Here is a 12,316-nt window from a genome sequence, read left to right on the forward strand (position 1 = left end):
AGCCTGTGGGAGACCTTCAAGTCACCACGGACGCCATCTTGCGCGACGTCACTTCAGTTCAATGCGATCGGCATGAATGACGATCTGGCCATTCTTGTACAACGCGCCGATGGCCTTCTTGAAGTTGCCCTTGCTGACACCGAACATGCTGGTGATCACCGCCGGATCGCTCTTGTCGCTCACCGGCAGCGCGCCGTTGTTGTCGCGCAACTTGGCGAGGATCTTCGAGTTCAGGCTGGTGGCGGCTTCTTCGCCCACTGGTTGCAGGCTCAGGCTGATCTTGCCGTCGGCACGGACTTCTTTGATAAAGCCCTTCTCTTCTTTACCGGCGCGCATGAACTTGAAAATTTCGTTCTTGTGGATCAAGCCCCAGTGCTTGTTGTTGATGATTGCCTTGAAGCCCATATCGGTGGCTTCGGCAACCAGCAGATCAACTTCCTGGCCAGGGGTGTAGTTGGCCGGGGTCTTGTCCAGGTAACGGTCCAGACGCGCGGTCGCGGTGATACGACGGGTGTGCTTGTCGAGGTAGACATGCACCACGACGTACTCGCCCGCGGTCATCTGACGCTTTTCTTCGGAAAACGGCAGCAACAGATCCTTCGGCAAGCCCCAATCCAGGAAGACGCCGATGCTGTTGACTTCAACGACTTTCAAACTGGCGAATTCACCGACCTGAACTTTCGGCTTTTCGGTAGTTGCGATGAGTTTGTCATCGCTGTCCAGATAAATAAAAACGTTGAGCCAGTCTTCATCTTCGCTGGGAATATCTTTGGGAATATAACGATTAGGCAGAAGGATTTCGCCGTCCGCACCACCGTCCAGATATAAACCGAAGTTAGTGTGTTTAACCACTTGCAAACTGTTGTAACGCCCGACTAAAGCCATTTCCAATACCCTCATTGCGTGGGCGGCATTCTACCCGTTTTTGCAGGCCGCGTTCGGCGCCCGGCCCGGTGGCGCGAGAAAATCCTCTGGGGGCCTTAATTTTCCTGGGGTTTGACAGGCGGGTCTGTCCGCTCGTCAGGCCGACCTGTCGATTCATCGCCCTTCCAGCCAGGTAAAAATCCATTCTTCCCCACCGATGTTCTTATTTAAAACAGCAGCTTAGGGACATAACTCGAATAATAACTTGCGATTAATGGCGCTTTTGTGATGTGTATTTCAGGGGGATATTTGCCAAGCAATTGTCAAGTATTTCCTGTACGATGCGTGGCCAAGTTAATTTTCTACAGGTTAATGGCCGCCATGCGCGTAAAAGCATCCACCAGCAAAGCAAAGCCAGCTCCAGCCGTTGAAACCAGCGAATCGATCAACAATCAGATTGCTGCGTTCCTCAAATCCGGCGGCGAGATCCAGCAAATTGCCAAAGGCGTCAGCGGCCAGACGTTCGGCCCGTCCAAGCAGATTACCTTGGGCAAAAAATAACACCCGCGTTACCTGGTCCCTAAGCGCTTTGAGCTTCGAAGCGCTTGGACTGGAACCCTCCCCGTAACACCCCGCCAAACCCCATCAATATTTCAAAAATCGACGAACGGCCCTCGATGCCGAGCATTCGCCGGTAGCTCCGCCAATTCCGGGCACAACTGTCAGTGCGTTGGCCTGATCACCTTCAAGGCTGAATGCGCGTTTTATTGATTGGCTGAACTGGCAGGCTCATCCTGCGATCACATGAGAACCTACGCTTTCGCAAGGACTCGCCCATGTCGCGCTGGTTGAAGTGTCTCGCCGTCGTCATCACCCTCAGTCTTGCCCTCGGTGCCTGCAGCCGCATGGGCCTGGCCTATCGCAACCTCGACGTGATCATCCCGTGGACGCTCAGCGATTACCTGGACATGAACGGCGAGCAGAAAGGCTGGTTCAACGAGCGCCTCAAGGAACACCTGAGCTGGCACTGCACCACGCAACTGCCAGGCTATCTCGACTGGCTGGACCGTTTGCAGGTGATGGTTGAAACCAATCAGGTCACCGACGCAGCGCTGCAATCCCGCACCCAGGAAGCCAAACAAGCCATCGCCCAGACCGCCCGGGAAATCACCCCGTCGGCCATCGAGTTGTTGCAGGGGCTGGACGACAAACAAGTCGCGGAAATGAACGAAGCCTTCGCCAAGGACCGGCGAAAACGCCAGCAGGATTACGTGAAACCGTCGCTCGTTCAGCAGGTCAAGGAACGTAGCGAGCGCATGGAAAAACGTCTGGATGGCTGGATCGGACCGCTGAGCCCGCCCCAACAACAACGGGTCGTTGCCTGGTCAAATGCGTTGGGCGACCAGAACACGCAATGGATTGCCAACCGCGTGCATTGGCAGAAACAGTTCAGCGCGGCGGTTGCGCAGCGCCAAAGTCCAGGATTCCCACAGCGCATCGAGACGCTTCTGGTGAATCGCGAGAGCCTATGGACACCCGATTACCGCAAGGCCTACGCCAACACCGAAGCACAGGCACGAAGCCTGTTTGTGGATTTGATGGCCGAAAGCACACCGGCTCAACGCCAGCGGCTGCTGAAAAAAATCGAAGGAGTGCGCAAAGACTTCAACGACTTGAAGTGCCTTAAAACAGCGAAGCAGGAATAGTCACCTCACCACAACCCCCTGTAGGAGCTGGCTTGCCAGCGATGAGGCCGTTACATCCAACATCCATGCTGGCTGAAAGACCGCAATCGCTGGCAAGCCGGCTCCTACAAGGGATATGCGGGGTCTTCAGGCAATTTGCGCGTGGGACGCCACTTCATCAAACGTCACCTCATCCAGCGCATCGTCCTGCTCATCCAGCACTTGCCGCGGATGATCATTGCCCGGAATGCTGCTGTCGATCAGGCTCAACAACCTTGAACCCCGCATCGTCAGCCTGTAATTCGAACCGGTTCCACCCTGCTCTTCAGGTCGAGGCTCGATGTAGCCACGCGCCAACAGTAACTTTTCATACTCGCCGGCCACCGCTTTCAGGTGATCCAGGTTCTCAGTCTCTTCGCCCTCCGTGGCTTTCTCCGCCGCGTACTGCTCGGCATAGGGCCGTGGCGTGAAGCTGGGTGCTGCGTTCTGCACTTCGTGCAGCAGGCGTTCAATCAAATCCCAGTTATAAGTCGTCATCCTGTCCAACCTCCAAAACCCGTGAGTGTGATGGCCTTCATAGCTTGTGACCGACAGCGCTCGCCGCCGTTCAGCGCAGTTCTTTAACGGCGCTGACCGGCGGTATGTCGAATTTGGCATAGGTCAAACGACAAGGTTGTGTCAGTCACCGCCCAGCATTGCGCAGGAGAAAACCCGATGAACGTTCAGAACCATCCGGTTGTGTCGCGAGAAGAATGGCTCGCCGCCCGCAAACAGCACCTGGCCCACGAAAAAGCCTTCACCCGGGAACGGGACAAACTCAGTGCCGAACGCCGCGCCCTGCCCTGGGTGAAAATCGACAAGGACTATCACTTCCAGGGCCCCAATGGTGAATTGAAGCTGGCCGACCTGTTCGGCGGTCGCAGCCAACTGGTCATCTACCACTTCATGTTTGCCGACGGCTGGGACGAAGGCTGCCCCGGTTGCTCATTCCTGTCCGACCACATTGACGGCGCCAACCAGCACCTGGCGCATCACGACGTGGCGGTGGTGGCGGTTTCCCACGCACCCTTCGCCGAATTCCAGGCGTTCAAGCGACGCATGGGCTGGAAATTCGATTGGGTGTCGTCAGAAGGTTGCGACTTTAACTACGACTTTGGCGTCTCGGCCCGAGCTGAAGATGTAGCCGCCGGAAAAGCCACCTACAACTACGAAAAAACTGACGGCGCCGAAGAAGAACTCCCAGGCCTCAGCGTGTTTTATCGCAACGAAGCAGGCGAGATTTTTCACACCTATTCAACTTATGCCCGTGGCCTGGACATGCTGGTCGGCGCTTATAACTACCTCGACCTGACACCCAAGGGGCGCAACGAAGAGCAGATCATGGAATGGGTACGGCATCACGACAGGTATGAAGACAAGGTGAGTTCGAGCTGCTGCCATGGGGGGTAGACCACACCTTCGCGAACCAGCTTGCTCCCTCAGCGGTCAGGACCGGACACAATGTCCGTGAACACCGCAATTCCTGTAGGAGCAAGCTTGCTCGCGATGCCTACTTACAATCAACGCCGATGCAACTGACACACCGCTATCGGCTATTTCACCGGTATATAAGCCCCACCACCGCACTGTCATTGATGCTGAACACGCTGTCATAAAAGCTGCCTTGAATGACCTGGGTCCGCATCATGTAAACCAACGCCTTGCCCTGAGGTGGCGCCGGTGGCTCGAAATAAGGCTGGGTGGAGCTAGTGTGACCGCAGCCGGCCAACAGCAGCATGAGCAACAACGCAGGAATACTTTTCATTACTGTGCTCATTTGTTTTGCCCCAGTAACTGCTTGATCACCGGCCCCATCTTTTCCTCGACCGACGCCACTTTGGACGGATCGAGCCCGCCCTCCCCACTTGGGCTTGCACACCCGAGGAGGCCACCGCCAAACGCAAACAATTGGCCAAGGAAGTGGCCAAGCTCACCGAGCAGAATCCGGACAAGTGCCAGTTGATCGATCAGCGAATGAAGGAGCTGGAAACAGCGGATAAAAAAGCCGAAAACTGACCTTGTAGGAGCCAGCTTGCTGGCGATTCGGTTGACCAGATACACCGAGTCGCCAAGGATCGCCGGCAAGCCGGCTCCTACAAGGGTTTGTGCAATGCTTAAGTGATGCGCTCAGCCGCCTTGAGCAACTCGCGATTGTCGCCGCCTAACGCGACAGTTGCCCTGGCCGCTGCGTCGAGCAACAAGCCGCACGCCGTGGCAACTTTTTCCTGGCTGAATCGCTCCGCCGGGCCGGACAAGGTCAACGCACCGGTCAATTCATACGCGGCATTGAATACAGGCACCGACACCGAAGCCGTCTCCGGATCCCGTTCACCAAAGGAGCTCGCCCAGAATTGCTCGCGAATCGCACCGAGGGTCGGCTCGGACAGCGCGCCAAAGGCTCGCAGGACTTTGCCCGACGCCCCGGCATTCAGTGGGAATCGTGCACCTTCATGCAGGGAAACCCTGACTGCGCGCTTCGGCTCGACGCGAAACAACACCACGCGGCTGTCGTTTTCCCGTACGTAAAAAGAGGAGGTTTCGCCGCTCGTGTCGGACAAGGATTCCAGCAGCGGGTAGATCACGTCCCGCAGGCGGAACGAGGTCTGGTAGACCTGCGCCAACCGCAGCGGTTCGGGGCCGACGGCGTATTGGCCATCGCCGAGGCGGCGGATGAAACCGGCGCGTTCCAGTGAACTCATCAAACGCAGGATGGTGCTTTTATACAGGCCGGTGCGCCGGGCGATTTCCGCCAGTGGCAGGCTGTTGCTGCCGACGTCGAACGCCTCGAGGATCGCAAAGGCGCGATCCACGGCCGCCACGCCGCCTTCGGCAGTGGGCGTGGAAGGTTCGTCTTCCGATGGGGTTTGTTTGCTCATGTTCGCTCGTGACAAAACTTCAGGACGGCGCCAGCACCGGGCTGCGCAGCGGCTACCTTAACCGTTGAGCGAACGGGCGACCACCCTTCACCCCTCGGACTTGATCACGCCAGCGCGATGCAGTGCGCTGATATCGCTATCCGAATAACCCAACTCGGCCAGCAACTCATCGCTATGGCTGCCCAACTCAGGCACATTCAAGCGCGTACCAAAACGCTGGCCGTCCATTTCAAACGGCAGCATCGGCACCTTGACCGATTGACCGTCAGGCAACGTCACCTCAGCCATGCCACCCGACTCATTCAGGTGTTTGTCGTCGAACAGGTCCTGAGGTCGCTGGATCGGCGAAAACGGCAGACCGGCCTTTTCACACAGCGCCATCACCTGTTCCTTGCTCATGCCCGCCAGGCATTCGCGGACTTGCGGCAGGATCACCTTGCGCGCGGCGACTCGCTGGTTGTTGCCGGCCAACTGCGGATCACTGCCGAAGGCATCGAAGCCGAACACCTCACAAAAACTTTTCCACTGACTGTCGCTGACCACGCCGAGGAAGACCTGCTCTTCACCGGCGCAACTGAACACGTCATAAATCGCCCACGCCGAAACCCGACTCGGCATCGGCGCCGCCGGTGTGCCGGTGACCACGTTTTGCATCATGTGCTGGGCCACCAGGAACGCCGAATTCTCGAACAGGCCGGTCTGCACGAACTGCCCCTGAGCGCCTTGGTTACGCTGCAACAGCGCCGCCAGAATCGAAATCGCGCTGAACATCCCGCCCATGACGTCGTTGACCGACGCCCCGGCGCGCAAAGGCTGGCCGACCGGGCCGGTCATGTAGGCCAACCCCGTCATCATCTGCACCACTTCGTCCAGCGCCGTACGATGTTCGTAGGGGCCGGGCAGGAAACCTTTCATGGAGCTGTAAATAATGTCCGGCTTGATGGCTTTCACGTCGGCGTAACCCAGGCCAAGTTTTTCCATGGTGCCGGGGCGAAAGTTCTCGGTGACCACATCGGCGGTGGCAATCAGCTTTTTGACCGCAGCAATGCCTTCGGCGGATTTCAGGTCGACGGCGAAGCTTTTCTTGTTGCGGTTATAGGTGGTCCAGTACCCCGCGCCGGAGCCCATCAAGCGCCGGGTGTTGTCACCCGCAGGAACAGGTTCGACCTTGATCACCTCCGCCCCGAGGTCAGCCAGCACCAGGCCGCAGGTCGGTCCCATGACCATGTGGACAAACTCGATGACCCGAATGCCGGCCAGCGGCAGAGGCTTTTGTTGTTGGCTGGGGCTCATGTTCATAGCGCCTTCTGTGCATAGTGAAAATTCTTGCCGACTCCGGCGTCCGGGATGAAGCCGTACAGCGCTTCACCCGGCAGGCCCTGGCGCAACCATTCGCGGGCGTGCACCAGCCGATCGATGTCGATGCCGGTGCGCAGGCCCATGGATTCGAGCAGGTACACCAGGTCTTCGGTGACGATGTTGCCGGACGCGCCGGGCGCATAAGGGCACCCGCCGATGCCGCCCTGAGACGCGTCTATGGTGGTCACGCCGACGTCCAGCGCCGCGAGCACATTGGCCAGGCCCTGGCCGCGGGTGTTGTGGAAATGGGCACTGCCGGCAATGCCCGGCAATTCTTGACGCAGCCGGGTGAACAAGCGCCGTACTTGTGTCGGGTTGGCGTAACCGACGGTGTCGGCCAGCCCCACTTCGTTGACGCCCAGCCCGGCCATGATCAGGGCCATGCGCACGGTGTCGTCGTCCGGCACTTCGCCCTGGATCGTGCAGCCAAACACCGTCGACAAGCCGGCCTCGATTTCGACGTGCGGGTACTGCTCGTTGCGCAAGGCAACGACGTTGCGCACCTCCTGATAAACCTCGGCGTGGGTCTTGCGGATGTTGGCCAGGGAATGGGGTTCGCTCACCGAAATCGGCATCGTGATTTTCTGCACGCCCGCCTTGAAGGCCGCTTCGGCACCCTTGAGGTTGGGCACCAGCGCGGTCACGAACAGGTTGGGCAAGGTCCGTGCAAAAGCCACCACTGCAGCGGTATCGGCCATCTGCGGCAGCAGTTTGGGCGACACGAAGGACCCCACTTCGATCTCTCGTAGCCCGGCGCTCGCCAACGCGGCGATCCATTTCAGTTTCAGTTCGGTCGGCATGGTCGCCGCGACGCTTTGCAACCCGTCACGGGGCCCGACTTCGCTGACCAAAATATCGATTTCGTTCGAATGACCCATCACCAGCCCTCCTGAGACGCCACGAAAGCCCCTGTTTCAGGGCACCTCGATCAGCGTTCTATCTGACAGAATATTGTTCTATTTTTAGTATCTGCCGGGTTTCGGTGGCTTGTCAACGAATGGACAAAAACTTGACAGCGTAAAAATTTGGCCGGAAAGTTGTTCCACCAAAAGGAATGACGTTCCGTCTAACAGAACACTATCAATGACAAAGCGTTGCTTTCGCCCGCCGTCATACCCGGACAAAACCTATAAAAAACGAGGGAAATCATGCTGACCCTACTCAGCTATTCGATGATCACGTGCTTCATGTACCTGGTCATGAGCAAACGCCTGTCGCCGCTGGTTGCGCTGTTGCTGGTCCCGGTCGCCTTTGCCTGCCTGGCCGGCTACACCACGACGCTGGGGCCGATGATGTTCGATGGCCTGAAAATGCTGGCCCCGACCGGGGTGATGCTGACCTTTGCGATCCTGTATTTCTGCATGATGACCGACGCCGGATTGTTCAACCCGCTGGTCAAACTGATCCTCAAAGCGGTGAAAGGCGATCCGCAGAAAATCGTGCTGGGCACGGCGATTCTCGGGATTTGCGTCGGCCTCGACGGCGATGGCGCCACCACTTACATCATCACCTGCGCGGCGCTGCTACCGCTGTATCGCCGCACCGGCGTGCGCCTGCAAGTCATGGCCACGGTGCTGTTGCTGGCCATTGGCGTGATGAACATTCTGCCGTGGGCCGGGCCGTTTTCCCGGGCGGCCAGTGCCATGAAAGTCGACATTACCGAGCTGTTCGTGGCGATGCTGCCATTGATGGCCATCGGACTTGTGTGGGTGATTTTTGTGGCGCTGTACCTCGGACGGCTGGAGCGACGCCGCTTGGGCGTGGTGCAACTCGACGCCAATGAAGGGCTGGAGCACTTCACCGAATTTCGCTTGAACGACTGGCGCTTTCTGTTCAATGCCGCGCTGACCATCGCCCTGATCGCGATGATGATGCTCGCGGTGATGCCACCTGCGGTGTTGTTCATGCTCGCGTTCGGCATTGGCCTGGTGGTGAATTTCCCCAACCTGAAAGAGCAGAAAGCCGTGATCGCGCGCCACGCCGATAACGTCATGGCGGTGACCTTGCTGATCTTCGCGGCAGGGATTTTCGTCGGCATTATGGGCGGCACCGGCATGACCAAGGCCATTTCCGAAAGCCTGATCCATGTCATCCCGCAATGGGCCGGCAGTTCGATGTCGATCATCACTGCGTTCATCAGCATGCCGTTCACCTACGTGCTGACCAACGACGCGTTCTACTTTGGCGTGCTGCCGATCCTCGCCGAAACCGCCAGCCACTACGGCATCAGCGGCAAGGAAATGGCAATCGCCGGGTTGATTGGCCAGCCGGTGCATTTGCTCAGTCCGCTGGTGGCGTCCACGTATCTGCTGTGTGGGTTGCTGGATCTGGACTACGGCGATAACCAGCGCATGACGTTGAAATGGACGATCGGCACGGTGGGGGTGATGTTGTTGGCGGCGCTGGCGTTGGGGTCGATTTCCGTCATCCGGTAATCGTTCTGTAGGAGCCAGCTTGCTGGCGATCGCCTCGACGCGGTGTGTCAGGAAGAATCGCCGGCAAGCCGGCTCCTACAGGGGATCGCGTTATAAAAAAAACCGGACATTTGTCCGGTTTTTTTATGGGATCGCTACGGCGCTTTATTCAGCAGCCGGCGCTTCCGGCTTGCGGCGCTTGAGCGGGGCCATGCCGTCCTTGCTGACCAGCGACAGGGCGTCGGTCTTCGGGCGGTTGGCGATTTTGCGCTTGGTCGGTGCCTTCGCGCCGGTTTTCTTCTTCTCGCCCTTGGCGTCGACCTTTTTCTTCTTCACGCCAACCGCTTTGCCCGAGGCCTTGACCTTTTTCGGTCCGCCGTAGGTGCCTTTGACTTCCTTGATAGTGCGGCGCTCGAAGCTCTGCTTGAGGTAGCGCTCGATGCTCGACATCAGGTTCCAGTCGCCGTGGCAGATCAGCGAGATGGCCAGGCCATCGTTGCCGGCACGACCGGTGCGACCGATGCGGTGAACGTATTCGTCGCCGCTGCGCGGCATGTCGAAGTTGATCACCAGGTCCAGGCCATCAACGTCCAGGCCGCGAGCGGCAACGTCGGTGGCCACGAGGATTTTCACGCCGCCTTGCTTCAGGCGATCGATCGCCAGCTTGCGGTCTTTCTGGTCCTTGTCACCGTGCAGGACGAACGCTTTGTATTCCTGCGCTACCAGGCGGCCGTAGATACGGTCGGCCATGGCCCGGGTGTTGGTGAACACGATGGCCTTCTGATAGGTCTCGTTGGCCAGCAGCCAGTTCACGATCTGCTCTTTGTGCTGGTTGTGGTCAGCGGTGATGATCTGCTGACGAGTGGTCGCATTCAGGTCGCTGACGTTGTTCAGCTGCAGGTGTTCCGGGTTGTTCAGAACCTTGGCAACCATCTCGCGCAGACCCGAACCGCCAGTGGTGGCGGAGAACAGCATGGTCTGCTGGCGATTGGTGCACTCGTCCACCAGACGCTGCACGTCTTCGGCAAAGCCCATGTCCAGCATACGGTCGGCTTCGTCGAGCACCAGCACTTCGACTTCTTTCAGGTCGAGGTTGCCGGCATTCAGTTGCTCGATCATCCGGCCCGGCGTACCGATCAGGATGTCCGGCACCTTGCGCAGCATGGCGGCCTGGACCTTGAAGTCTTCACCGCCGGTGATCAGGCCGGACTTGATGAAGGTGAATTGCGCAAAGCGCTCGACTTCCTTGATGGTCTGCTGGGCCAGCTCGCGGGTTGGCAGCAGGATCAGGGTCTTGATGCTGACGCGGATTTTCGCCGGGCCGATCAGACGGTTGAGGATCGGCAAAACGAAAGCAGCGGTTTTGCCGCTACCGGTTTGCGCTGTCACCCGCAGGTCACGCCCTTGGAGCGCCAGCGGAATAGCCGCTGCTTGCACAGGCGTTGGCTCGACAAATTTAAGCTCGGCCACGGCTTTGAGCAGGCGTTCGTGCAGGGCGAATTGGGAAAACACGGGTGCTACCTCGAAGAAATACAAAAAAACAGCTGCATAGGGTAACGGTTTCGAGCGCGAAGGCCGAGTTTCTTTATGCAATCGACCGTAAACAGTGGCTTTTTTGTTGCCTCTTTTGTCCTTAAACGTCATGCAAAGCGTCTTAAATGCTCTAATCGCTCCGACGCGCCCTATAGAAGAAACGGTTTTACCCATGGATATCAAACAGCTCTGGCTCAACGTCCAAGACCTCTGGGGTGCTCTCGATCAGCATCCGCTCCTGCATTCCGGCCTCGGGCTGCTTCTGTTGCTGGTGGTGGCACTGACCCTCGGACGAGTGGCGCGTTACCTGATCCTCCACGCGACCAAAATGCTCGGCCGCCAACCGGCGTTGCACTGGGTCAACGACTTTCGCCAGAACAAAGTGTTTCATCGCCTGGCGCAGATGACGCCGTCGCTGGTGATCCAGTTCGGCCTGCACCTGGTGCCGGAGCTGGGTAAAACCAGCCTGATTTTCCTCGGCAACGTCGCACTGGCCTTCACCATTCTGTTCCTGGTGCTGGCGATCAGCGCCCTGCTCAATGCGTTGCTGGACATCTACGCCCGCACCGAACACGCCCGCACCCGCTCGATCAAAGGCTATGTGCAACTGGCGAAAATGGTGTTGTACGTATTTGGCGCGATCATCATCGTCGCCACGTTGATCGACCGCTCGCCGCTGTTGCTGCTGTCGGGGCTGGGCGCCATGTCGGCGGTGATTCTGTTGGTCTACAAGGACACATTGTTGTCGTTTGTCGCCAGCGTGCAGTTGACCAGCAACGACATGCTGCGGGTCGGCGACTGGATCGAGATGCCGCAAGTCGGCGCCGATGGCGATGTGGTGGACATCACGCTGCACACGGTCAAGGTGCAGAACTTCGACAAGACCATCGTTTCGATTCCGACCTGGCGCCTGATGTCCGAGTCGTTCAAGAACTGGCGTGGCATGCAGCAGTCCGGTGGACGACGGATCAAACGCAGCCTGTTCATCGACGCCAGCGGCGTGCGATTCATCCGTGATGACGAAGAGCAAAAACTGTCTCAGGTGCACCTGCTGACCGACTACATCAGCCGCAAACAGGCTGAACTCAAGGCCTGGAACGAGGCTCAGGGCAACGTCGCGGCAATGTCGGCCAATCGTCGGCGGATGACCAACATCGGGACATTCCGCGCCTACGCGCTGGCGTATTTGAAGAGTCACCCGGAGGTCCAGCCGAACATGACCTGCATGGTGCGGCAGATGCAGACCACGGCGCAGGGGATTCCGCTGGAAATCTACTGCTTCACCCGCACCACGGCGTGGGCGGATTACGAGCGGATTCAGGGGGATATTTTCGATTATCTGCTGGCGGTGCTGCCGGAGTTTGGCTTGAGCCTTTATCAGCAGCCGAGTGGCGGGGATCTGCGGGCCGGATTGCTCCCGGCGATGCTAGGCGCAAGCCACATCCCCGAACCCGAAAAACACATCATGTAACCCCCAAACCCTTGTAGGAGCGAGGCTTGCCCGCGAAGGCGGAGTGTCAGTCAAAATAGTTATCGACTGATACTC

General features: G+C 58.4%; 13 protein-coding genes. 5 read left to right on the top strand and 8 right to left on the bottom strand.

Translation table 11 applies throughout. The features are described from left to right. Positions 1–48: 48 nt before the first annotated feature. Positions 49–885, bottom strand: coding sequence for a S1 RNA-binding domain-containing protein (locus KGB24_RS21930; RefSeq protein WP_008034266.1), 837 nt, complete (start codon positions 883–885; stop codon positions 49–51). A gap of 351 nt (positions 886–1,236) precedes the next feature. On the opposite strand from KGB24_RS21930, the gene KGB24_RS21935 reads away from it, so the two are divergent. Further along, the gene (locus KGB24_RS21935) at positions 1,237–1,425 is read left to right on the top strand and encodes a hypothetical protein (RefSeq protein ID WP_028621608.1); all 189 of its coding nucleotides are present in this window, start codon (positions 1,237–1,239) and stop codon (positions 1,423–1,425) included. A gap of 275 nt (positions 1,426–1,700) precedes the next feature. Then, a complete protein-coding gene (locus KGB24_RS21940) occupies positions 1,701–2,570 on the top strand; it encodes a DUF6279 family lipoprotein (RefSeq protein ID WP_008034270.1) in 870 nt (289 codons plus the stop codon). A gap of 126 nt (positions 2,571–2,696) precedes the next feature. Here the strand turns inward: KGB24_RS21940 and KGB24_RS21945 are convergent, their stop codons facing one another. Beyond that, complete coding sequence (locus tag KGB24_RS21945; protein WP_008034272.1) at positions 2,697–3,086, bottom strand: hypothetical protein; 390 nt, start codon at positions 3,084–3,086, stop codon at positions 2,697–2,699. 177 nt (positions 3,087–3,263) lie between these two features. On the opposite strand from KGB24_RS21945, the gene KGB24_RS21950 reads away from it, so the two are divergent. Then, complete coding sequence (locus KGB24_RS21950; RefSeq protein WP_008034274.1) at positions 3,264–3,998, top strand: DUF899 domain-containing protein; 735 nt, start codon at positions 3,264–3,266, stop codon at positions 3,996–3,998. 148 nt (positions 3,999–4,146) lie between these two features. Here the strand turns inward: KGB24_RS21950 and KGB24_RS21955 are convergent, their stop codons facing one another. The 5 genes from KGB24_RS21955 to KGB24_RS21975 form a co-directional block, all read right to left on the bottom strand. Then, the gene (locus KGB24_RS21955; RefSeq protein ID WP_223416559.1) at positions 4,147–4,353 is read right to left on the bottom strand and encodes a hypothetical protein; all 207 of its coding nucleotides are present in this window, start codon (positions 4,351–4,353) and stop codon (positions 4,147–4,149) included. Between the two features lie 8 nt (positions 4,354–4,361). After that, positions 4,362–4,673: a hypothetical protein gene (locus KGB24_RS21960; protein ID WP_223416558.1), complete on the bottom strand. Its 312-nt coding sequence runs from the start codon at positions 4,671–4,673 to the stop codon at positions 4,362–4,364. 29 nt (positions 4,674–4,702) lie between these two features. Continuing rightward, entirely contained in the window at positions 4,703–5,464 is a 762-nt protein-coding gene (locus KGB24_RS21965) for an IclR family transcriptional regulator (RefSeq protein WP_223416557.1), read from the bottom strand. Between the two features lie 87 nt (positions 5,465–5,551). Beyond that, positions 5,552–6,763 (bottom strand): CaiB/BaiF CoA transferase family protein, encoded by a 1,212-nt coding sequence (locus KGB24_RS21970; protein ID WP_223416556.1) that lies wholly within the window; start codon positions 6,761–6,763, stop codon positions 5,552–5,554. Further along, positions 6,760–7,701 (bottom strand): hydroxymethylglutaryl-CoA lyase, encoded by a 942-nt coding sequence (locus tag KGB24_RS21975; protein ID WP_223416555.1) that lies wholly within the window; start codon positions 7,699–7,701, stop codon positions 6,760–6,762. The genes KGB24_RS21970 and KGB24_RS21975 overlap by 4 nt, the downstream gene beginning before the upstream one ends. Positions 7,702–7,971: 270 nt before the next feature. Here KGB24_RS21975 and KGB24_RS21980 point away from each other — a divergent pair, with 270 nt between their 5' ends. Continuing rightward, entirely contained in the window at positions 7,972–9,258 is a 1,287-nt protein-coding gene (locus KGB24_RS21980; protein WP_008044013.1) for a CitMHS family transporter, read from the top strand. A 144-nt stretch (positions 9,259–9,402) separates the two neighbouring features. Here the strand turns inward: KGB24_RS21980 and KGB24_RS21985 are convergent, their stop codons facing one another. Continuing rightward, positions 9,403–10,749: a DEAD/DEAH box helicase gene (locus KGB24_RS21985; RefSeq protein WP_008034278.1), complete on the bottom strand. Its 1,347-nt coding sequence runs from the start codon at positions 10,747–10,749 to the stop codon at positions 9,403–9,405. Between the two features lie 193 nt (positions 10,750–10,942). Here KGB24_RS21985 and KGB24_RS21990 point away from each other — a divergent pair, with 193 nt between their 5' ends. Further along, positions 10,943–12,241: a mechanosensitive ion channel family protein gene (locus KGB24_RS21990; protein WP_223416554.1), complete on the top strand. Its 1,299-nt coding sequence runs from the start codon at positions 10,943–10,945 to the stop codon at positions 12,239–12,241. The last annotated feature ends 75 nt before the right edge of the window (positions 12,242–12,316 follow it).

It is taken from the genome of Pseudomonas sp. BF-RE-25 (assembly GCF_019956105.1).
GTDB lineage: Bacteria > Pseudomonadota > Gammaproteobacteria > Pseudomonadales > Pseudomonadaceae > Aquipseudomonas > Aquipseudomonas migulae.